Origin of the sequence: Mycolicibacterium pallens, assembly GCF_019456675.1 — a bacterium.
Taxonomy (GTDB): Bacteria; Actinomycetota; Actinomycetes; order Mycobacteriales; family Mycobacteriaceae; genus Mycobacterium; species Mycobacterium crocinum.
Map to the genome: position 1 here is coordinate 4,775,249 of NZ_CP080333.1, position 21,254 is coordinate 4,796,502.

General features: G+C 67.7%; 19 protein-coding genes and 1 pseudogene. 12 read left to right on the forward strand and 8 right to left on the reverse strand.

What is annotated here, in order from left to right:
• The first annotated feature begins 6 nt into the window (after positions 1-6).
• From K0O64_RS23190 to K0O64_RS30335, 4 genes and pseudogenes are all read left to right on the forward strand, one after another.
• Positions 7-873, forward strand: coding sequence for an oxidoreductase (locus K0O64_RS23190; protein ID WP_071949469.1), 867 nt, complete (start codon positions 7-9; stop codon positions 871-873).
• A gap of 135 nt (positions 874-1,008) precedes the next feature.
• The gene (locus K0O64_RS23195) at positions 1,009-1,674 is read left to right on the forward strand and encodes a 50S ribosomal protein L25/general stress protein Ctc (protein WP_071949468.1); all 666 of its coding nucleotides are present in this window, start codon (positions 1,009-1,011) and stop codon (positions 1,672-1,674) included.
• A gap of 6 nt (positions 1,675-1,680) precedes the next feature.
• A complete protein-coding gene (gene pth / locus K0O64_RS23200; protein ID WP_071949467.1) occupies positions 1,681-2,256 on the forward strand; it encodes an aminoacyl-tRNA hydrolase in 576 nt (191 codons plus the stop codon).
• 82 nt (positions 2,257-2,338) lie between these two features.
• Positions 2,339-2,746 (forward strand): annotated as a pseudogene (locus K0O64_RS30335) (DUF6611 family protein); the annotation flags it as partial.
• A 35-nt stretch (positions 2,747-2,781) separates the two neighbouring features.
• Here the strand turns inward: K0O64_RS30335 and K0O64_RS23205 are convergent.
• Both K0O64_RS23205 and K0O64_RS23210 read right to left on the reverse strand, forming a co-directional pair.
• Positions 2,782-3,435, reverse strand: a complete 654-nt coding sequence (locus K0O64_RS23205; RefSeq protein WP_071949466.1) for a DUF998 domain-containing protein — start codon at positions 3,433-3,435, stop codon at positions 2,782-2,784.
• Positions 3,436-3,444: 9 nt separating this feature from the next.
• On the reverse strand, positions 3,445-4,464 hold the full coding sequence (locus K0O64_RS23210; RefSeq protein ID WP_071949465.1) for an epoxyqueuosine reductase: 1,020 nt from the start codon (positions 4,462-4,464) through the stop codon (positions 3,445-3,447).
• A 177-nt stretch (positions 4,465-4,641) separates the two neighbouring features.
• Here K0O64_RS23210 and K0O64_RS23215 point away from each other — a divergent pair, with 177 nt between their 5' ends.
• Entirely contained in the window at positions 4,642-6,654 is a 2,013-nt protein-coding gene (locus tag K0O64_RS23215; protein ID WP_083542860.1) for a universal stress protein, read from the forward strand.
• Positions 6,655-6,695: 41 nt separating this feature from the next.
• On the forward strand, positions 6,696-7,301 hold the full coding sequence (locus tag K0O64_RS23220; RefSeq protein ID WP_071950353.1) for an O-methyltransferase: 606 nt from the start codon (positions 6,696-6,698) through the stop codon (positions 7,299-7,301).
• 10 nt (positions 7,302-7,311) lie between these two features.
• On the opposite strand, the gene K0O64_RS23225 is transcribed toward K0O64_RS23220, so the two are convergent.
• Together K0O64_RS23225 and K0O64_RS23230 are read right to left on the reverse strand one after the other, a co-directional pair.
• Complete coding sequence (locus K0O64_RS23225; protein WP_071950352.1) at positions 7,312-8,946, reverse strand: fatty acyl-AMP ligase; 1,635 nt, start codon at positions 8,944-8,946, stop codon at positions 7,312-7,314.
• Positions 8,947-9,270: 324 nt separating this feature from the next.
• On the reverse strand, positions 9,271-10,224 hold the full coding sequence (locus K0O64_RS23230; protein WP_071949464.1) for a 4-(cytidine 5'-diphospho)-2-C-methyl-D-erythritol kinase: 954 nt from the start codon (positions 10,222-10,224) through the stop codon (positions 9,271-9,273).
• A gap of 67 nt (positions 10,225-10,291) precedes the next feature.
• On the opposite strand from K0O64_RS23230, the gene K0O64_RS23235 reads away from it, so the two are divergent.
• The gene (locus tag K0O64_RS23235) at positions 10,292-11,104 is read left to right on the forward strand and encodes a serine/threonine-protein kinase (RefSeq protein WP_071949463.1); all 813 of its coding nucleotides are present in this window, start codon (positions 10,292-10,294) and stop codon (positions 11,102-11,104) included.
• On the opposite strand, the gene rsmA is transcribed toward K0O64_RS23235, so the two are convergent.
• The 3 genes from rsmA to K0O64_RS23250 form a co-directional block, all read right to left on the reverse strand.
• Positions 11,092-12,006 carry a 16S rRNA (adenine(1518)-N(6)/adenine(1519)-N(6))-dimethyltransferase RsmA gene (rsmA, locus tag K0O64_RS23240; protein WP_220045777.1) on the reverse strand — a complete coding sequence of 305 codons (915 nt, stop codon included), beginning with the start codon at positions 12,004-12,006 and terminating at the stop codon, positions 11,092-11,094. The genes K0O64_RS23235 and rsmA overlap by 13 nt on opposite strands.
• The gene (locus tag K0O64_RS23245) at positions 12,003-13,124 is read right to left on the reverse strand and encodes a resuscitation-promoting factor (RefSeq protein WP_071949461.1); all 1,122 of its coding nucleotides are present in this window, start codon (positions 13,122-13,124) and stop codon (positions 12,003-12,005) included. The genes rsmA and K0O64_RS23245 overlap by 4 nt, the downstream gene beginning before the upstream one ends.
• Before the next feature lie 126 nt (positions 13,125-13,250).
• Complete coding sequence (locus K0O64_RS23250) at positions 13,251-14,078, reverse strand: TatD family hydrolase (protein WP_071950351.1); 828 nt, start codon at positions 14,076-14,078, stop codon at positions 13,251-13,253.
• Positions 14,079-14,103: 25 nt separating this feature from the next.
• On the opposite strand from K0O64_RS23250, the gene metG reads away from it, so the two are divergent.
• From metG to K0O64_RS23275, 5 genes are all read left to right on the forward strand, one after another.
• Entirely contained in the window at positions 14,104-15,654 is a 1,551-nt protein-coding gene (gene metG, locus K0O64_RS23255) for a methionine--tRNA ligase (RefSeq protein WP_071949460.1), read from the forward strand.
• A gap of 1 nt (position 15,655) precedes the next feature.
• Complete coding sequence (gdhA, locus tag K0O64_RS23260) at positions 15,656-17,005, forward strand: NADP-specific glutamate dehydrogenase (protein WP_071949459.1); 1,350 nt, start codon at positions 15,656-15,658, stop codon at positions 17,003-17,005.
• A gap of 96 nt (positions 17,006-17,101) precedes the next feature.
• Entirely contained in the window at positions 17,102-18,274 is a 1,173-nt protein-coding gene (locus K0O64_RS23265; RefSeq protein WP_220045778.1) for an NAD(P)/FAD-dependent oxidoreductase, read from the forward strand.
• Positions 18,271-19,164 carry an RNA polymerase sigma-70 factor gene (locus K0O64_RS23270; protein ID WP_071949457.1) on the forward strand — a complete coding sequence of 298 codons (894 nt, stop codon included), beginning with the start codon at positions 18,271-18,273 and terminating at the stop codon, positions 19,162-19,164. Before K0O64_RS23265 ends, K0O64_RS23270 begins: the two co-directional genes overlap by 4 nt.
• 38 nt (positions 19,165-19,202) lie before the next feature.
• Positions 19,203-20,441, forward strand: a complete 1,239-nt coding sequence (locus K0O64_RS23275) for an aminodeoxychorismate synthase component I (protein WP_071950350.1) — start codon at positions 19,203-19,205, stop codon at positions 20,439-20,441.
• Here K0O64_RS23275 and rsmI read toward each other — a convergent pair.
• Entirely contained in the window at positions 20,405-21,247 is an 843-nt protein-coding gene (rsmI, locus tag K0O64_RS23280; protein WP_071949456.1) for a 16S rRNA (cytidine(1402)-2'-O)-methyltransferase, read from the reverse strand. The genes K0O64_RS23275 and rsmI overlap by 37 nt on opposite strands.
• Positions 21,248-21,254 lie beyond the last annotated feature (7 nt).

Sequence of the window (21,254 nt, forward strand, 5' to 3'; positions counted from 1 at the left end):
ATCGCCATGAGTTGGACCGCCGCAGATCTGCCGTCGTTCGCCGGCCGCACCGTCATCGTCACCGGAGCCAACAGCGGGTTGGGTCTGGTCACCGCTCGCGAGCTGGCCCGGGTCGGCGCCCAGACGATCCTGGCGTGCCGCAACCAGAGCAAGGGCGCCGAAGCCGCCGCCACGATGACCGGTGACGTCGAGGTGCGCAGCCTCGACCTACAGAGCTTGGCCTCGATCCGGGAATTCTCCGACGGTGTGGACAGCGTCGACGTCCTGATCAACAACGCGGGCATCATGGCGGTCCCCTATGCCGTCACCAAGGACGGCTTCGAGAGCCAGATCGGCACCAACCACCTGGGCCACTTCGCGCTGACCAACCTGCTGCTACCCAAGGTGACCGACCGCGTCGTCACGGTGTCGTCGTTCATGCACCTGCTGGGCAAGATCAGCCTCAAGGACCTGAACTGGAAGGCCCGGCCCTACTCGGCGTGGCTGGCGTACGGCCAGTCCAAACTCGCCAACCTGCTGTTCACCAGCGAGCTGCAGAAGCGCCTCGACGCGGTCGGATCGCCGCTGAAGTCCCACGCCGCCCATCCCGGCTATTCGGCCACCAACCTGCAGGGCCACACCGGCAACCGGTTCGGCACCAGGATCTGGGACACCGGCAATGCGGTCTTCGCCACCAGCCCCGACTTCGGTGCCCGGCAGACCCTGTACGCCGCGGCCGTGGACCTGCCCGGCAACAGCTTCATCGGCCCCAGGTTCGCCATGCGGGGGCCGACCGGTCAGTCACCGCGCAGCCCGCTGGCCCGCAATCAGGCCACCGCGACGGCGCTGTGGCGGCTGTCCGAGCAGCTCACGGGCATCGAATTTCCGCTCTGAACCCCTGATCGGCTACCCTGGGGGCCGCGTCACGGCGAGGGTGGTCCAGCCACCGTTATCGACGAGGCTTCCTTTCATTGGTGCCTGCCTTAGCCGTGCGGAAGACCCGGACAAGGCAACACAGGAGCACCGATCATGGCCAAGAACGCCACCAACAACCTCACCGCCGACGTGCGCGCAAAGACCGGCAAGGGCGCCTCGCGCCAAGCCCGTCGCGACGGCAAGGTTCCCGTCGTCCTGTACGGCCACGGTGCCGAGCCGCAGCACCTTGAGCTCAACGCCCACGACTACGCCGCCGTCCTGCGTAACGCCGGCACCAACGCGGTGCTGACCCTGGACATCAATGGCAAGGAACAGCTGGCGCTGACCAAGGCCATCACCGTCCACCCGATCCGCCGCAACATCCAGCACGCCGATCTGCTGATCGTCCGCCGCGGCGAGAAGGTCAGCGTCGAGGTCAACGTGCATCTCGAGGGCGAAGCCGCCGCCGGCACCCTGGTCACCCAGGACGCCAACGCCATCCTCATCGAGGCCGAGGCGCTGTCCATCCCGGAGAGCCTGACCGTGTCGATCGAAGGCGCCGAAGAAGGCACCCAGATCACCGCAGGCCAGGTCGAGCTGCCCAAGGGCGTCACGCTGCTCAGCGATCCGGAGCTGCTGGTCGTCAACATCGTCACCGCTCCGTCGGCCGAGGAGCTGGAGTCCGAGGGCGGCGGCGAGTCGATCGAGGAGCAGGCCGCTGACGCTGCCGAGGCAGCCGAAGCCGCCGAGGGCGAGGGCGAGTCGGCCGAGGCCGAGTAAGCCCGAATGGCCGATCCCCTGTTGGTTGTCGGCCTCGGCAACCCGGGTCCGCAGTACGCCAAGACCCGGCACAACCTCGGCTTCATGGTGGCCGACGTGCTGGCCGCCCGCATGGGCGGACAGTTTCAGGTGCACAAGCGTTCCGGCGCGGAGATCGTGACCGGCCGACTGGCGCACCGTCCCGTCGTGCTGGCCAAACCGCGCACCTACATGAACGAGTCGGGGCGCCAGGTGGGGCCGTTGGCGAAGTTCTACTCGGTCATGCCGGCCGACATCATCGTCATCCACGATGAGCTTGACATCGACTTCGGCCGGATCCGGCTGAAGCTCGGTGGCGGCGAGGGCGGCCACAACGGTCTGCGATCGGTGGCGAACTCGATGGGCACCAAGAACTTTCAGCGGGTCCGCATCGGCGTCGGCCGGCCGCCGGGACGTAAGGACCCGGCGGCGTTCGTCCTGGAGCCGTTCACCGCCGCCGAGCGCTCGGAGGTCCCGGCGATCTGCGAGCAGGCCGCCGATGCTACCGAGCTGCTGATCGAGGTCGGGCTGGAGACGGCCCAGAATCAGGTGCACGCCTGGTGAAGTCGTAAGGATCCGGCGCGCAGGCGTCAGGATTCCGTAGAGATCGGCCTCTCGGGCCCGCGGCGGACGTAGACCTAAGTGCGTGACCACTTCTGTTTGGGGCTCTTTCGACATATACCCCGCGCGCTATGGTGTCGCCCGCTATCGCCTGGTGGTGTTTCCTCCCGGCATCACGGCGTGGGAACGGCGGATGCTGAAGGTCTGGCGCAGCTGGCCGCTATGGGGTGCCACGCTGTGGCTGGTTCTCCAGATCGCCGGCGAGGCGGCCGGAATGTCCGCAGCCGCGCTGATCGCCGGGACGATGCTCTATATCGCCGCGGGCGCAATCACATTCGCGGTCGCGGGCCAGGCGCGAATGCGGGTCCGCACCCTGTGGGCGGTCAAGATTGCCGGACTGGGCCACGACGAGGCCGATCAGCGGTATTCACAGCTGCGGGTCATGGCACAGGCACTGGATCATGCGGATCTGGACCTGGAGGAGGGCCGGATCTCCCCACCGGAGCACGAAGCACGGTGGTGGCAGGTCTACGACCTACTCGACGCGACGACCAGTTCAGCACCCTCGTGGCGTGCCAGCCACACCCCGAGCGCCACTAGCGCGGCCACCTCGAATCCGGCGATCCCACGTTCGACGACTCCAAGCGGGATCAGCGTCCACCACCGTTGACCCGTGACCAGACCGATCGCGATGGCTCCGAATAGCACGGAGAGCCAACCGATTCCGACGACCGTGAGCCATCTGGCCGCTCGGACGGCACTGTCCCTGCCCCGGGCGATCAGCAGCACCGCCACCGGGAGCGCGACGAACGCGACCAGGGTCGCGTAGCGGTGCACGGTGCCGGACAGACTCGGACCGGTGACCCAGTTGTGCTTCGGGAACGCGACGATCGCCAGCAGGGCCACCACCCACAGCATCATCAACACCGACGGTGCCGACCACAGCCGGACCCGGCCGGCGCGGATCAGGCCATACAGGAGTGCCGCCGAGGCCACCGCGAGAATCAGCACGGCTGCGACGAAAGCCGCACTGCCAGCGGTGTAGACATACTCCGAGATGGTCGCCGAGCGCAGTTCCCGGCCGCGGGTGTGCCGGCCGCCGACCGTGGCGTCGAGCCCGAGCACAACGACTATCGCCAGCGCCGAACCGACAACACCGACCCAGCCGAGGGCGCGCACCATCGAACCAGCCTACGCGCGACCCCGTATCCCCGAGTCGACGACCTTGACCGGTTTATGCGGGTAGCGCCGCTCCGCGTGTTCCTTGGCCGCGGAATTCGGCAGCACGTAAAGGGTTTCGACCTTCTCCTGCAGCGGCCGCAACACCAGGTTCATGAATGCCTTGCGGTCGTCGAGGTAGGGCTCGATGACGTCCTCACCGGCCGGGCAGACCGCCAGGCAGTAGGCCGCCTTGTAGTTCGCCTTGAACGACAGGCTCTGCCACATCGATGCGTACTCCGAATCGGTAACGCGCGAACGGAAGTCGTCGGCGTCCTCGCTGTCGGCGATCGTCTGCACCCAGTCGGTGAACCCACCCATGAACTCCCGGTAGTTGTGCACCGAGCAGGCGACGAAGTCGAACGCGCCGTCCTTCTTGATGGCTCCGACGGGACAGGCCGCGACACAGAGCTTGCATTCCAGGCACGGTGAATAGTCCAGTGGTGCACCGTAACTGCTGACCGGGGTGTCGACGAGGATGGTGGCCAGCAGGATGAAGTTGCCGAACTTCGGGTGGATGACGTTGCGATGGATGCCCATCACACCCAGACCGGCGGCCACCGCGACGGGCTTGTGCGCGACCACCCAGATCCGGCCCGGATAGCGGTCCATCTCCATCGGGAACGTTGCCGACGGATTCAGCGCGCGATGACCGGCATCCTCTAAAGCGCGGGTGATGCGGTGCGCGGCCTCGTTGATGACTTCCCCGCCGCGGTGGAACTCCTGGTTCGCCACGCTGCGCGCGACCGAGCGCACATTGTCGCGGTTCATCCGGACCACCAGCGAGATATAGGTCCTCGTCCCGGGCAGCGCGGCCTCGACATGCTCGCGTTCACTCGCCAGGTCGGGGTTGTCGACGCTGGCGAACGCGACGTCATCGGCCCCCGCCGCCAGACACAGCTCGCGCAACCACTCGGCGTCGATCACTGCGGCCCGCTGCTGGCGCTGCCGGGCGCGCACGGCCCGCACGGTCGGATGGTCGGCAATGTTCATATCTGAGTACAGTACACCATACTCAGCTAGGTGGTCATGCGTGATCCATCCCACGCCAACACGCGGAATATTCGTTACCTATGTAAAGTTGTTTTACGCCATGCTCTGTCTCCCCGCGCCCCAGCTTCTGTCGGCAGCGCAGCCCGCTCATTCAGCGGGGAAGGGAGGACTGAGCTGATGCGCCAGGGCCCGTTGGCCGGACGCTATCCGGCCGTGGCCGCGATGGTCACCCTCGCCCTGATCCCCTACCTGGCGTTGTCCGCCGCGCTCGATCCGCTGGTCCCGATCATCTCCGAGCAACTGCACATGACGACGCAGACGCTGTCGCTGAGTTCGGGTCTGGGCAACGCCGCCTACGCCGTGGGCACCGTGCTCGCCGTGCAGTTCGCACAACACCTTCCGCAGCGACGCATGCTGCTGGTGTACGCCGTGGTCCTCGTCGTCGGCTCCGTGATCGCCGCCGCCGCACCGAATGCGACGGCATTCATCGCCGGCCACGTCCTGCAGGGTCTGGCGACGAGCATGTTGTTGATCGCAGCCGCCCCGCCCCTCACGATCGGCTTTCCGCGGGAGAAGCTCCGCAATACCGCGGTCATCATGAATATGTGCGTGTTCGGCGCTGTCGCACTGGGCCCGTTCATCGGCGGCGTGCAGGCCGAGGCACACGCCTGGCGGCCGCTGTTCTGGATTGTCGCGGCCGTCGCGCTCCTTGCTCTCATCCTGGCGGCGCTCACGTTCGACGATGCTCCGCCCGCGGACCCGGAGGCGCCACGCGACCTGAAGGCGATCGCGCTCGCGACCGTCGGATGCACGGCCGCGTTCGTCGGCGCGGCGCAGCTGACCACCCACGAGATCTCCGACTTCGCCGTCACCGCACCGATGTTCGGCGGTCTGGCGCTGATCCTGACACTGATCGTCTACCAGTTCCGCGCACGGCGCCCGCTGTTGACCATCCGGACGATGTTGACAAGCGCGATCCCGGTGGCGGGCGTCGGTGTCGCACTGTTCGCCGCGGCGGCCTCGATCGCCGCGACCGCGCTGACGGCATCGGTGTTCATGCAGCACTTCAGCCCGGTCCACGTCGGTCTCATCTATCTGCCGGAACTCGGCGGCGCGGTCGTCATGGCCGTGGTGTTCGGCGCCGTCATCACCCGCCGCGGCATGCACTTCCTGCCCCTGGTCGGCATGGCTCTGCTGGCCGTCGGCATCGCGTTCTTCATGGCGTCCCTGCCCGCGAATGTGCCACTCGCCCTTGTCGGTTCGGCACTGACCGGTTTGGCACTGGGCGCCACGGTCGCACCGGCGTTGTTCGTCGCCGGATTCTCGCTGCAGTCCAACAGTCTGCAGCGGGTGTTCGCAATCATCGAATTGCTGCGCGCCGTCGCGGCATTCATGGTGGCCCCAATCTTCGCGCACCTCGCGACGCGATACTCCGGCGACCTCGTGGAAGGCATCGGCGTCGCGCTGTGGGTCGGATTCGCGCTCGCGATCGGCGGTGCGGTGTTCGGTGTCGCGGTCTACGCGCTCAGCGGAGCCCGGCCCCAGACACCGGATCTCGACGAGTTCTTGGACGGCGACTCCCCCGCCTGGTATTCGCCACCGCTGCTGGCACGGCTGCGCGGCCTGCCATCGGCAGCCCCGATCCCGGCACCGCGAGCGGCACCGGCCGCACATCGTCACCCATCGCAACCGAGCGGGCCTGTGCTGTTCGCCTATGACGGCTCAGATCTCGCGCGGCATGCGATTTCCCAAGCCGCCCAGCAACTTTCGCCGTACCGTCACGCTGTCGTCGTCTGCGTGTGGCAGCCCGTCGACGTCGGCTTCACGCCCTGCGACAGCCAGCCCTTCGACTCCGATCGGGCCAGCCAGGTCCGTCAGGCCGCCGAACAGACCGCCGAACATGGCGCCGCACTGGCCCGTGCCGCCGGATTCGAGTCGTGCAGCCTGGCGATCGAAGCGGCGCCGACCTGGAAGGGCATCGTCGAAGCCGCGCATGAGCACCGCGCCAGCATGATCGTGCTGGGTCCGCATCGGCGCAACGGTCTGCTCGGTCACCTGCACGGCAGCGTCGCGGCGGCCGTGGTGTCGCACACCGACATCCCGGTCCTGCTCGTCCCCCAGCCTGTGGACGCCCCCGCCCACGAGAGGCCACCGATCCGTCAGGAAGCGGGAGTAGTCTCGGCGCGGTGAACACCCTCCGCGATCCGTTGGTGGCATCGGCCATCGACCGCATGTACGCCGAAGCCGGCCAGCAGATGGCCCAGCTTCACGAGCGCGGCGCCCAGCTGCGCGCGGCGAAGACCGCCCAGGAACGGGCCGATGCGTTCAGCGACTTCTACCTGCCGGTGACCCCAGAGTCGGGACAACTGCTCTACACGCTGGTGCGCGCAACCCGGCCCGAGCTGGTGGTGGAGTTCGGAACATCGTTGGGACTCTCCACAATTCACCTCGCCAGTGCGGTGCGCGACAACGGCACCGGTCGAGTGGTCACCACCGAGCTCAGCGCCGCCAAGGTCGCGGCCGCGCGGTCCACGTTCGCCGAGGTCGGCCTCGACGACGTGATCACGGTGCTGGAAGGCGATGCGACCCAGACGCTGGCCGACATCAACGAGCCGGTGGGCTTCGTCCTGCTCGACGGCTGGAAGGACCTCTACGTCCCGGTCGTTCAGGTGCTGGAGCCGCGCCTGCGCGAGGGGGCGCTCGTCGTCGCCGACAACACGGGCCTGGCCGACGCGCAACCCTATGTCTCCTACATCCGCGATCCCGCGAATGGCTTTGTGGGCGTGAGCTTCCCGGTGCGGGACTCCGACGCCATGGAGATCAGCTGCCGGGTGTGACCCCGCCGGTCTAGGTGACCAGCGCGACCGAGTTGGCGCGACGCAGCTTGCCCGACGGCGTCTTCGGGATGGTGCCCGGCCCGAGGACCACGACATTGCGCGGCCGCACGTCGACCTCGGCGACCACCTCGTGGGCCACCTCGTGCTCGATGCGCCGCACCGCGGCCGGGTCCTGCCAGGCGTTGGATTCCACTGCCACCGCGAAGGTCTCGCGAGAGTGCCCGGCGTCGAGGCGAACCGCGACAGCGCAGCCGGGGCGCACCCCTTCGACGCGGCTGGCGGCCCGCTCGATATCGGTCGGGTAGATGTTGCGGCCGGCCATGATGATCACGTCCTTGACGCGACCGCACACCACGACGTGACCGTTCTCCAGCAGGTAGCCGAGATCACCGGTGTCGTACCAGCCGTGCTCGTCCTGGGCAGGCACGAAACCGCCCATGGTGATGTAGCCCGGCGTCAGCGACTCGCCGCGCAGCTCGATGATGCCCACGCCGCGGGCAGGCAAGACATTGCCGTCCTCGTCGACGATGCGCGCCTCGAGGTCCTTGAGCAGCGGGCCGAGAGTGGCCAGCCGGCGGGTGTTGCCCTTGGACGCGGGAACGGCGCGGCGCAGTGCGGCCAGCAGATCGGCGTCGACCTCGTCGACAACCAGGCCGGCACCGCACTCGGAGAACGACACCGCCAGCGTGGTCTCGGCCATGCCGTAGGCCGGCAGGATGGCTTCGGGCTGAAGGCCGAAGGGCTTACCGGCGTCCAGCAGGTCCTCGACGTCGGCGGGCTCGACGGGCTCGGCGCCCGACAGGGCGAACCGCAGCGTGGACAGGTCGAACTCGCCGGGCTTGGCCTGACGGCGCAGGCGCTTGGCGAACAGCGCGTAGGCGAAGTTCGGCGCCGCCGTCATGGTGCCCTTGTACTTGTCGATGAGCTTGGCCCACAGCAGGGTGTCGCGCAGGAAGTCCATCGGCGTGACCTTGACCAACTCGGCGCCGAAGTACATCGGGATCGTGAGGAAGCCGACCATGCCCATGTCGTGGAAGCAGGGCAGCCAGCTGACCATGACATCTTTTTCGATGTCGTACTTGGCGCCGATGAACATGGCCTCGGCGTTGGAGTGGATGTTGCGGTGGGTGATGACGACGGCCTTGGGAGACCCGGTCGAACCGGACGTCAGCTGCATCAGCGCGACATCGTCTTCGGAGGTCTCGACCGGGTCGACGGGCTCGGCGGCCAGCAGCGCCTCGACCGTGAACACCTTGACGCCGCGCTCCTCGAGCACCGGCACCGCGACGAGGAACGGATCGGAGACGATGACGGCCTTGGCCTCGATCATGTCGATGACGGTGGCGGTGTCCTTGGCCCACTGCTCCAGGTCGGTGCGCGGGGTGGGCTGGTGCAGCATCGTCAGGCTGGCGCCGCGCATCCACAGCGCCTGGGCCGTCGGTGCGATTTCCACCGGAGCACCGGCCAGCACGCCGACCGCGTCACCGAGGCCGATCCCGGCGGCAGCCAGGCCACCGGCAATGCGGCGGGCGCGTTCGTGCACCTCGAACCACGTGTGCCGAACCGGCTCGTGCGGTTCCCCCGTGACCATGCCCTTGCTACTGGTCAAGGCACTGTGGAACATCTTGTCGGTGAAACGGCTCACGACGACCTCCTCGGCATCCGGAGCTGGCGGATCAGCGACGTTCCAGACGATGCGAACGCCCTGCTTTTCATGCTCCACCTGCTAGAACGTGCTGCATAGGAGGCACGCTGGTACGACTGGGGAGCGGTTCGGTCTCGAAATGGTGATGATGCGACGGAAGCGGTGGTATTGCCGGGCCACCGCCCGCCCCTGACCGGGGTGGGCGATTCGCATGTATGCAGTGCCAGGCCGCGAGTCATCACCGTCGACTATCTTAAACTCCCCTTAAGTTACCGCCAAGTTTTACGGGCTAATGAGAAGCGCGTCACAGTTGGAGCGGACGGCTCAGCCGGCCTGCCCCGGCACGATGCGGGCGCCGTGGACCGGGCCGCTGGCCACCCGCACGGTCCGGCACACGTCGACGCCCGCCAGTTCGGTTCCGACATCCACCGCGGCGGAAGCCGACTCGCAGAGGAACGCGCACGTCGGTCCGGAGCCGGACACGATGCCGGCCAGCGCGCCCGCTTCGGCGCCCGCGCGCAGGGTCCGGCGCAGCGCGGGGTTCAGGCTCAGCGCGGCCGCCTGCAGGTCGTTGCCGAGCAGGGCGGCCAGCTCACGCGGGTTGCCGCCGGCCAACGCGCCCAGCAGCGGCTCGGGATCGGTCAGCCGTGGCGGATCTCCCGTCGCCCGCAGCCGGTCGATCTCGCGGTAGACCTCGGCCGTGGACAAGCCGTCCTCACCGAAGGCCAACACCCAGTGAAAGGTGTTGCGGGCCAACACCGTCGCCAACTCTTCGCCGCGGCCGGTGCCCAGCGCCGTACCGCCGTGCAGGGCGAAGGGCACGTCACTGCCCAGCTGCGCTGCCAGCGCATGCAGGTCGCGGCGCGGTAGGCCCAGCTCCCACAGGTTGTTCATCGCGACCAGGACCGCGGCGGCGTCGGCACTGCCGCCGGCCATCCCGCCGGCCACCGGGATCGACTTCTCGATCGAGATCTCGACATCGGGTGCGCGCCCGACATGTTCGGCCATCAGCTCGGCCGCCTGCCAGGCGATGTTGCGCTCGTCGGCCGGTAGCTGCTCGGCGCCCTCCCCCACCGTCTGCAGGGACAGCACGTCGGCGTTGCGAACCGTCACCTCGTCGACCAGGGACACGGCATGAAAGACCGTCGTCAGCTCGTGGTAGCCGTCGGCACGGCGGTCACCGACCTCCAGATAGAGATTCACCTTGCCCGGCACCCGCACGGTCACCGATCCGGTCGGCACCCATTCGGTGGCGATGGAGCCGTTGGACGAGGACACCGCACGAGACTATCGCGCCGTGCGCGATTCGCCCGGCCGTCGTCCACCCGCGATCTAGGGTCGAACCGTGGCTCATCCCGGACAGTCGTTCGCGGGCTACGTCGTCGAAAACGAGCTGGGCCGCGGCGGCGAGGCGGCGGTGTATCTCGCCCGCGACCCCGGCAGGACACCGGAGCTCGTCGCGCTGAAGGTGCTCGACGAGGAGCATCGGACGCCGGCCAGCATCTCCCGGCTGGCACGCGAATACCGCATCGCCGACCGGCTGCGGCACCCACACATCGTCACCGTCTACGACCACGGCCCGCACTGGCTGACGATGCAGTACGTCGACGGCGGGAATGCGACGAAGCTGGGATCACTCGAGCTCCGGCTCGAAGCGCTGGGCCAGATCGCCGCGGCGCTCGACCACGCCCACCACGACGGCGTCGTCCACAGTGACGTCAAGCCAGCGAACATCCTTGTCCACCAAGACTTTTCGCAAGGCGCGGTCTTGATCGACTTTGGCGTCGCACACATCCTCGCCGAGGATGTGTGGCACCGCCCCGCGGAAGTCATCGCCTCGTTGCCCTACGCCGCGCCGGAATTACTGCAGGGCCGCCTACCGCAGGCGGCGACCGACGAATACGCGCTGGCGTGCACGGCTCTTGAATTGTTCACCGGCACACCGCCATTCGTGTGCGACAACCCGCTGGCGCTGGTGGACGCGCACCTGCATCAGCCACCGCCGGAGGTATCGAAGACGACGCCCTGGCTGTCCAGGTCGTTCGACATGGTGCTGGCCCGAGCCATCGCCAAGGATCCGGACCGGCGATATGCGTCATGCACCGAGTTGGTGCATCACCTCGCCGAGACGGTGGGTCGGAGCGCTCAGAACACCTGAGCCGGTCGCGACGGGCCTTCCGAAGAGTCCGTCGAGGCGGTGAAGTCACCGGAGCGCTGCAGCAGCCGGACGAAGTCGGCGACCGTCAACGTCTCGCCGCGGCGGGCGGGATCGATGCTGGCAGCCAGCAGTCGCTCGGCGGACTCGTTGCCCGTGCCCGCCCACTCGAGGAAGGCGTTGCGAGCCGTCTTGCGCCGCTGCGCGAAGGCGATGTCGATCAGCTCGAACACCTTCTCGCGGAAGCCGTCGTCGGTCGGCCACGGCGAGACCTCGTGACGGTCGATGCGCACCAGACCCGAGTACACCCGCGGAATCGGCCAGAACACCGTCGGCGAGACCACGCCGTAGCGGCGGACCTTGCCGAAGAACCGCACCTTGACGCTGGGCACGCCGTAGTCCTTGCCACCGGGCTCCGCCGCCAGCCGCTCGGCGACCTCGGCCTGGACCATCACCATCACGGTGCGGATCGACGGGAATTCGGCGAGCAGGTGCAGCAGCGCCGGAACGGCGATGTTGTAAGGCAGATTCGCGACCACGGCGGTGGGCGGCTCGAGGAGGTCGGAGCGCTCGATCCCGAGGATGTCGCGGTTCAGAACGGTGAGCCGGTGGATCTCGCTGTGCGAGTGCTCAGCAACAGTCTTCGGCAGGCGCTGGGCCAGCACGGGGTCGATCTCGATCGCGCTCACGGTCGCGCCGCGGTCCAGCAACGCCAGAGTCAGAGAACCCAGCCCGGGGCCGACTTCCAGGACATGGTCGTGCTTATTGATCCCGGAGGCGGAGACAATACGGCGCACGGTATTTGCGTCGTGCACGAAATTCTGGCCCAGAGATTTACGCGGCTTGAAGTCGAGTTCTTTGGCGAGATTTCGGATCTCGGTTCGCCCAAGCAGACGAATTGTCACGATGCACCCCTACCACACACGGGCCACGCTCCCCAGCCTTGTCGCGATCTTGTTACTTCAGCAATCGCAATTTGTTCTTCCCTGGTCGCCAGATCGGCACGCTCAGCATAGCGCAGACCGCCGTTTCTTTCCCAGGTGTTTTGATCAAATTGCACACCGCCGTAGTAACCGTTGCCGGTATTGATGGCCCAGTTTCCACCCGCTTCGCACCTGGAAATGGCATCCCAGATCGGCCCGTTTTCCACCGGAGGCACCTCGGTTCCCGGCTTCGCGCCGACCCGAAGAACCGAATCCCGCGCCGGGACAACGACAATGTTGGCAACGGGCAGGCGACCCGTTTCCACCCCGTTGACCTTGGCGACAGCAAAAGTCACGTCCTGCACGCCGGGCGTTCCCGGATCCTCCACGACCTGGCGGCTCATGTTCAGCGTCGGGTCCTCGATCCGCTGGGCCACCGGCGCCAGCGGCATCTGCTGGGTGACCTTCTCGATCCGGGTCCGGGTCACCTGGATCTGCATTCCGGCGATCACCGGGGAGGACGGCGCGGGCACCACGGAGTCCGCCTGTTCCAGCGGAACACCGGCGGCGGCCAGCAGGCCAGCCACGTTGGGGGCGGCCAGGTGCACAGTGCTGACCACGCCGCCGTCGTTGATCTGCACCGTCTTGGCGCTCACCACGGGCAGGGCCATGCCCTCCAGCGGCAGGCGGCTGCCGCGCGAGGCCGCGGCCGGCGCGGTGTCGGTCATCCGCAGCTCGGCCAGCGCCTCGTCCACGGTCGAGGCGGTGGTCCACACCTGCTTGGCGTCCTGACCGTCCAGCGAGATCTGTAGGGGACGGCTGCGGCGCAGCACGATCGTCTCGGCATTGCTGACGGTCTGATTGGCGCCGGGGAAGAGATCATCGCGGTCGCCGACCGAGTAGCCGTTCTCCTCGACGACGTCGATGACCCGCGACTTCATGGTGCTGACCTTCATCTGGGCACCATCGATGTTCAGAGTCACGGTTTTGTGGGAACTCACCGCGAACGCCCCGGCACCGGCCAGCGTCAGCAGCACTGCGGCGACGACGAGTCGAAGGATCGGTGACGGCGACTGATGCAGCTTGGTCAACGCATTCAAGAGTTTCGGTCCTGCCTAGGCACTAACAAACAATCAGGGGCGCCAATCTGGCTCCCCTTTGATCACAAGACGGTAACGAACCATCCCGGTCCGGAGCAACCCGAGCTCGCCGCTCTCAACAGACCCTTAGACACCGTAGACCCGCCGCGCGGTGGCCGATGACTGCTCGGCCAGCAACTCCGCCGGGCGGTCGACGACCTCGGCCAGCGCGCGCACCGTGTAGGGCAGGCAATACGGCTCGTTGGGGGCGCCGCGAAACGGATGCGGGGTCAGAAATGGAGCGTCGGTCTCGACCAGCAGCTGGTCCGGCGGGATCAAGACGGCCGCCTCCCGCAGGTCACGGGCGTTCTTGAAGCTGACCGTGCCGGACAGGCTCAGCACCCAGCCCGCATCGACGCAGGTGCGGGCGATCTCGGGGCCAGACGAGAAGCAGTGGAAGATGACGGTCTCCGGCGGGCCCTCGGCGCGCAGCACGTCGAGCACCTCGGCGTCGGCGTCGCGGTTGTGGATCATCAGCGGTTTGCCGGTGCGTTTCGCGAGGTCGATATGCCAGGCAAAAGACTCCCGCTGAGCGGAAGGATCGGCGCAGCCGTCGAGCTTGCCCGGCCAGTAGAGGTCCATGCCGGTCTCCCCGACCGCCACCACCCGCTCGTGGCCGGCCAGCTGTTCGAGTTCGGCACGGGCATCGTCGTTGAGGGCGTTGGCCCGCGTCGGATGCAGCGCGACCGCGGCGTAGACCCGCGGATCCCACGTCGCCGCCTGCGCGGCCCAGCGGGCGGCGTCGAGATCGTCGGCGATGGTCACCGCCGCCACCACTCCGGCTTCGCCTGCGCGGTCGAGGATCGCGCGCACGTCGTCGGCAGTGCGGGCACCGCACGCATCTAGGTGGGTGTGGGCATCGATCAGCGGCGTCAACGGCTCTGGCAGGGGCGGCGGCTCGCGTTTCGAACTCACGTCCACACCCTAAAGTGATCCTGACATGACCAAGCCGCCGTACTACCTCACCACCGCGATCGCGTACCCCAACGGGGCGCCGCACATCGGGCACGCCTACGAGTACATCGCGACCGATGCGATCGCCCGCTTCAAGCGGCTCGACGGATTCGACGTGCGCTACCTGACCGGCACCGACGAGCACGGGTTGAAGATGGTGCAGACCGCTGCGGCCGAGGGCATCCCGACCGCGGATCTGGCCCGGCGCAACTCCGATGCGTTCCAGGCGATGCAGGAAAAGCTGGGCGCCTCATTCGACCGGTTCATCCGGACCACCGACGCCGACCACATCGACGCCTCCATCGAGATCTGGAAGCGGATGGACGCCGCGGGCGACATCTACCTCGACTCCTATTCGGGCTGGTACTCGGTGCGCGACGAGCGCTTCTATACCGAGGACGAGCTCGAGACCCGCGCCGACGGTGCGAAGTACTCCATCGAGACCGGAACCCCGGTGACGTGGACCGAGGAGCAGACCTACTTCTTCCGGCTGTCGGCATACGCCGAGCGGCTGCTCGCCCACTATGCGGCGCACCCCGAGTTCATCGGCCCCGACGTCCGCCGCAACGAGGTCGTCAGCTTCGTCTCGGGCGGGCTGCGCGACCTGTCGATCTCGCGGACCACCTTCGACTGGGGTGTCCCGGTCCCCGACCACCCCGACCACGTCATGTACGTGTGGGTCGACGCGTTGACCAACTACCTCACCGGCGCGGGCTTTCCAGACATCGACTCCGAGGCGTTCCGCAAGTACTGGCCCGCCGATCTGCACATGATCGGCAAGGACATCATCCGGTTCCACACCGTGTACTGGCCCGCGTTCCTGATGTCGGCCGGAATCGAGCTTCCCCGAAGGGTTTTCGTGCACGGCTTCCTGCTCAACAGCGGGGAGAAGATGAGTAAATCGGTGGGCAACGTCGTCGACCCGTTCGCGCTCGTCGACGCGTTCGGGCTCGACCAGGTGCGCTACTTCCTGCTGCGGGAGGTGCCGTTCGGACAGGACGGCAGCTACAGCGAGGACGCCATCATCGGCCGTATCAACGCCGATCTGGCCAACGAGTTCGGGAACCTGGCACAGCGCTCGCTGTCGATGGTCAACAAGAACCTCGGCGCCTCTGTGCCGGAGCCGGGCGAGTTCACCGACGCCGACCGGGAACTGCTGGCACTGGCCGACGAGTTGCTGCCGCGGGTGCGCGCACATTTCGACGTGCCCGCCATGCACCTTGCGCTGGAGGCGATCTGGGCGATGCTCGGGGCGGCCAATCGCTACTTCTCGGCGCAGGAACCGTGGGTCCTGCGCAAGTCGGAGGCCGCCGCCGACCAGGAACGGTTCCGCACCGTGCTGTACGTAACGCTCGAGGTCGTGCGCATCGCGGCTCTGCTGGTGCAGCCAGTCATGCCGGACTCCGCGGGCAAGCTCCTCGATCTGCTCGGGCAGACCGAGTCGGCGCGGGATTTCGGCGCGGTCGCGGTGCGCATCGCGCCGGGCACCGACCTGCCGGCACCCACCGGTGTCTTCCCCCGCTACCAAACCGATTGAGATGACTGAACTACACCGAGAACTGCACGACATCTATGACGAGGTCGCCCGGCGCAACCCTGGCGAGGTCGAGTTCCATCAGGCCGTGTACGAGGTGCTCAACAGCCTCGGCCCGGTAGTCGAGAAGCATCCCGACTACGTCGACACCGCGGTCATCCGCCGGTTGTGCGAGCCCGAACGGCAGATCATCTTCCGCGTGCCGTGGTTCGACGACTCCGGCACCGTGCAGATCAACCGCGGCTTCCGAGTCGAATTCAATTCTGCGTTGGGCCCTTTCAAGGGCGGACTGCGATTTCATCCGTCGGTGTACCTGGGGATCGTGAAGTTCCTCGGCTTCGAGCAGATTTTCAAGAACTCGCTGACCGGCCTGCCCATCGGCGGCGCCAAGGGCGGCTCGGACTTCGACCCCAAGGGCCGTTCGGATGGCGAGATCATGCGGTTCTGCCAGTCGTTCATGACCGAGCTGTACCGGCACCTCGGCGAGTACACCGATGTGCCCGCCGGTGACATCGGCGTGGGGATGCGCGAAATCGGTTATCTCTTCGGCCAATACAAGCGGATCACCAACCGCTACGAGTCCGGGGTGTTCACCGGCAAGGGGCTGACCTGGGGCGGCTCGCAGGTCCGCACCGAGGCCACCGGGTACGGGACGGTGTTCTTCGTCGACGAGATCCTGCGTGCTGAAGGCCAGTCGTTCGACGGCAAGAAGGTGGTGGTCTCGGGATCCGGCAATGTGGCGATCTACGCCATCGAGAAGGTGCACGCACTCGGCGGCTCGGTGGTCGCCTGCTCGGATTCCAGCGGGTACGTCTACGACGAGAAGGGCATCGATCTCGAACTTCTCAAAGAGGTGAAGGAGTCGCGCCGCGGCAGGATCGCCGACTACGTCGAAGCCCGCCGCGGCACGGCGCACCTGGTGACATCTCGCAGTGTGTGGGAGGTGGCCTGCGACATCGCACTGCCCTGCGCCACCCAGAACGAGCTCGGCGGAGACGACGCAGACATGCTCATCGACTCTGGTTGCCGCATCGTCGCCGAGGGCGCCAACATGCCGTGCACGCCCGAGGCGGTGAAGCGCTTCGACGCAGCCGGGGTGACGTTCGCGCCGGGCAAGGCGGCCAACGCCGGCGGGGTGGCCACCAGCGCGCTCGAGATGCAACAGAATGCCTCGCGCGATTCGTGGACGTTCGAGGACACCGAAGCACGGCTCGCGGAGATCATGCGCCGCATTCACGACCGGTGTCTGTCCACCGCCGAGGAGTACGGACAGCCGGGAAATTATGCCGCGGGTGCCAACATCGCCGGCTTCATCCGGGTCGCGGACGCGATGCTTGCTCTGGGCTTAGTCTGAGTGATCTGAACCACACTTGCGACCGCGGATGTCACAACCGCGGCGCGGATGGTGTCTCGAGGTCAGCACGCTCAGCGACCTCAAAGGAGAGATGTGATGACCGAGCAACGAGTGAAAGTTGTGGTGATCGGCGGCGGTTACGCCGGAGTGATCGCGGCCAATCATTTGCGGCTGCGCGCGGGAGTGGACATCACCCTGGTGAACCCCCGCCCCGACTTCGTCGAACGGATCCGGCTGCACCAGCTGATCACCGGTTCAGATGACGCCACACATGCCTACGCCGACATCCTCGGCGCGGGCATCGAGCTGGTGGTCGACGCCGCCACCCGCATCGATACCGCGGCGCGGCAGGTCGAACTGTTCAGCGGGCCGCCGCTGCCCTACGACTACCTGATCTACGCGGTCGGCAGCGGCTCCGCCGCGCCTGCCGTTCCGGGAGCCGACGAATTCGCTTATCCCATCGCCGATCTCGAAGAAGCGCAACGACTGACCGCCGCGCTGAACGACCTGCACTCTCGCGCGCCGGTGTGTGTGGTCGGCGCCGGGCCGACCGGCATCGAGACCGCCGCCGAACTCGCCGAGCAGGGCCGCAAGGTCACGCTGGTGTGCGGCGCGGTGCTCGGCCCCTACCTGAGCACGCCCGGTCGTCGGTCGGTGGCCAAGCGGCTGCGCAAGCTCGGTGTGGAGATCGTCGACGGGCCGCAGGCCATGGTGACCGCGGTGGCCGCCGATGCGGTGACCCTGGGCGACGGGCGCCGGCTGGCGAGCGCGATGACGATCTGGACCGCCGGGTTCGGTGTGCCCGATCTTGCCGTGCGCTCCGGCCTGCACACCGACGCGATCGGCCGGCTGCTCACCGACGAGACGCTGACCAGTGTGGACAGCGACCGGATCGTCGCCGCCGGCGACGCCGCCGCCCCGTCGAACCAGCCGCTGCGGATGAGCTGCCAGGCCGCGATCCCGCTGGGCGCCCAGGCCGCCAACACCGTGCTGGCACGGATCGCCGGCGAGCAGCCCGCGGTGATCAGCCAGGCGTTCACCGGCCAGTGCATCAGCCTCGGCCGGGGCGGGGGAACGATCCAGATCGCCCGCACCAACGACGTCCCGCTGCCGCTGTACATCGGCGGGCACACCGCAGCGACGATCAAAGAGGCGGTCTGCAAGGGCACCATCAGCTTCCTGCGCCGCGAGGCACGCAAGCCCGGCTCCTACTTCTGGCTCAAGGGCGGCGGAAAGCGCCCGGCTCCCGAGCCGGTGGTGACCCCGTGACCGCGGCCGACGAGCACGCCGAGCGGTTCACTCTGCTGCGGCCCCTGCTGTTCACGATCGCCTACGAGATCCTCGGTTCGGCCACCGAAGCCGACGACGTGCTGCAGGACAGCTATTTACGTTGGGCGACGGTGGATTTGGATGAGGTTCGGGACACCAAGGCCTACCTGGCGCAGCTGGTCACCCGGCAGGCGCTGAACACCCTGCGCTCGCAGGCCCGCAGGCGGGAGGACTACGTCGGCCCCTGGCTGCCCGAACCGCTGCTGCTCGATGAGCACGACGGCGCCGCCGACGTGGTGCTTGCCGAGTCGGTGTCGATGGCGATGCTGGTGGTGCTCGAGACGCTGACTCCCGACGAGCGTGCGGTGTTCGTGCTGCGCGAGGTGTTCGGCTTCAGCCACGACGAGATCGCCGACGCCATCGTCAAATCCACGGCCGCGGTGCGCCAGATGGCGCATCGCGCCCGCGAGCACGTGCACTCGCGCCGTCGGCGGTTCTCCCCGCTCGACCCGCAACAGTCCGGGCAGCTCACCACGCAGTTCCTCACCGCCGCCGCGACCGGCGACCTGGACGGGTTGATGAGCTTGCTGGCACCGGACGTGGTGTTCACCTCCGACAGCGACGGCAAGGCCAGCGCGGCCCGCAGGCCGATTCTGGGCGCGGACAAGGTGGCCCGCTTCATCCTCGGCCTGTTCCGTCAGGCGACTCCGGAGTATCGGGTCGAGGTCGCGAGCTACAACAGTGCGCCGGCCGTGGTGATCTATCACCACGACCAGCCCGAAGGTGTGTTCACCATCGAGTTCAGCGACGGCGTGATCACGAACTTCTACGCAATGCGCAACCCGGAGAAGCTCGCCGCGGTGACAGTACCCAGGGAGATCAGCCGCTGAGCTTTGCGTCTGCTGGCCGCAGCCGTCAGGCTATGGCGATGCGCACCGACCGGCTCGGAGATCTCGGCACCGCCGCCGAGGTTCTGCGCGCCGTGGCCGGTGGCGCCACTCGGCGCGGATTGGCGCCGCCTGCAGCGCTCGTCGGTGAGTGGTTCGGTTCGGCGGCGGTGATCGCGCCGACCGTCTCGGTGTGCCCGGTCCGGCCTTCGCAGGTGTTCGACGTACTGCCGGGGAGCAGCGATGGGGCGGTCGGCGGCGGATGGATCGGGTATCTGTCGTATCCCGATGCCGCCGCCGATGGCCGTGCACCGCGAATTCCCGAGGCGGCCGGCGGCTGGACCGACAGCGTGCTGCGGTTGGACCGCGACGGTTGCTGGTGGCACGAAAGCCTCTCCGCCGCACCGATAGCCGGGTGGGTGGCCGAGGCGCTGTCGTCTCCGGTATCGCCTGGGCTGTACGAAGTCGACTGGCACGAGCCGGATTTCGCTCGACATCAAGCCGGGGTACTGGACTGCCTGGACGCGATCGGTGCCGGCGAGGTGTACCAGGCCTGCGTGTGCACCCAGTTCACCGGGGTGTTGCGCGGCTCGTCGTGTGAGTTCTTCGCCGACGCGGTGACGCGAACGACGCCGGCGCGGGCGGCCTACCTCTCCGGCGACTGGGGTGCGGTGGCCTCGCTGTCACCGGAACTGTTCCTGCGCCGCACCGGCACCGACGTGACGTCCAGTCCGATCAAGGGGACGCTGCCGTTGCACCGGCCGCCCGACGAGTTGCTGGCATCGGTCAAGGACGTGGCCGAAAACATCATGATCGTCGACCTGGTGCGCAACGATCTCGGCCGGCTCGCCGAGACCGGAACCGTCACCGTCGCCGAGCTTCTCAGTGTGCGGGCTGCGCCCGGCGTGTGGCATCTGGTGTCGACCGTCGCGGCCAAGGTGCCCCCGGGGCTGCCCAACGCCGCCCTACTGGCCGCGATGTTCCCGCCGGCGTCGGTAACCGGAACACCGAAAACCCATGCGCGTCAACTGCTTTCAGAGTGGGAACCGCGCCGGCGAGGAGTGTACTGCGGGACGGTCGGGATGGCGTCGCCGGTCGCGGGCACCGAACTGAACGTCGCGATCCGCACCGTCGAGTTCGATGCCCACGGCACGGCGGTGCTGGGCGTCGGCGGCGGCATCACCGCCGACTCCGACCCGGCGGCCGAGTGGCAGGAATGCCTCCACAAAGCCGCGCCGGTCATTCAGGCATCCGAGCGCGAACGCAGCACCGCGTCGTAGAGCTCACGCTTCGACGGTGCGCCCGGATGGGCCTCGACAACCCGCGCGCACGCGTCCTTGACCCGCATACCGTCGGCTACCAACTCATCGACCGCGGCGACCAGCGACGGCAGGTCGGTTGTCGGCACCGCGCCGGCGAGCACCACGGTGATCTCGCCGAGCACGTTCTCGTCGGCCCACTCCGCGAGCTCGGCCAGCGAGCCGCGCAGGATCTCCTCGTGCACCTTGGTCAGCTCCCGGCACACCACCACCCGTCGCTCGCCACCGAGCTCGTCGACCGCGTCGTGCAGGCAGTCGGCCAGCCGTCGCGGCGATTCGAAGAACACGCAGGTGCGCTGTTCGGCCGCCAGGCCGCCAAGCCAAGCCCGGCGCGCCGACTGCTTACGAGGCGCGAACCCCTCGAAGCAAAACCGGTCCGACGGCAGCCCCGAGACGGCCAGCGCGGTGGTGACCGCCGACGGGCCGGGCAAACACGAAACAGCTATCCCGACGTCGATACAGGCCGTCACCATCCGGTAGCCCGGATCGTTGATCAGGGGCATCCCGGCGTCGCTGACCACCAGCACCGTGGCGCCGGCCTTGATGTCGTCCACCAGCGCGGGAACCCGGGCGGCCTCGTTCTGGTCGAACAGGCTGACCACCCGACCGGCGATCTTCACACCCAGTGATTGCGCCAGGGACCGCACCCGGCGGGTGTCCTCGGCAGCCACCACATCGACCGTCGCCAACGCGTCGACCAGTCGTTTCGAGGCGTCACCCGGTTGTCCCAGCGGCGTGGCACCGAGGATCAGTCGACCAGTCGTCACGCCCGAC

What these genes read in the sequence shown, in the direction of transcription:
- K0O64_RS23215 (WP_083542860.1), top strand. Translation starts at nt 4,642, where the DNA reads ATGCGCCAGGGCCCGTTGGCCGGACGCTATCCGGCCGTGGCCGCGATG.
- gdhA (WP_071949459.1), top strand. Translation starts at nt 15,656, where the DNA reads ATGACTGAACTACACCGAGAACTGCACGACATCTATGACGAGGTCGCC.
- K0O64_RS23190 (WP_071949469.1), top strand. Translation starts at nt 7, where the DNA reads ATGAGTTGGACCGCCGCAGATCTGCCGTCGTTCGCCGGCCGCACCGTC.
- K0O64_RS23210 (WP_071949465.1), bottom strand. Translation starts at nt 4,464, where the DNA reads ATGAACATTGCCGACCATCCGACCGTGCGGGCCGTGCGCGCCCGGCAG.
- K0O64_RS23195 (WP_071949468.1), top strand. Translation starts at nt 1,009, where the DNA reads ATGGCCAAGAACGCCACCAACAACCTCACCGCCGACGTGCGCGCAAAG.
- K0O64_RS23265 (WP_220045778.1), top strand. Translation starts at nt 17,102, where the DNA reads ATGACCGAGCAACGAGTGAAAGTTGTGGTGATCGGCGGCGGTTACGCC.
- K0O64_RS23220 (WP_071950353.1), top strand. Translation starts at nt 6,696, where the DNA reads ATGTACGCCGAAGCCGGCCAGCAGATGGCCCAGCTTCACGAGCGCGGC.
- K0O64_RS23205 (WP_071949466.1), bottom strand. Translation starts at nt 3,435, where the DNA reads ATGGTGCGCGCCCTCGGCTGGGTCGGTGTTGTCGGTTCGGCGCTGGCG.
- pth (WP_071949467.1), top strand. Translation starts at nt 1,681, where the DNA reads ATGGCCGATCCCCTGTTGGTTGTCGGCCTCGGCAACCCGGGTCCGCAG.
- metG (WP_071949460.1), top strand. Translation starts at nt 14,104, where the DNA reads ATGACCAAGCCGCCGTACTACCTCACCACCGCGATCGCGTACCCCAAC.
- K0O64_RS23275 (WP_071950350.1), top strand. Translation starts at nt 19,203, where the DNA reads ATGCGCACCGACCGGCTCGGAGATCTCGGCACCGCCGCCGAGGTTCTG.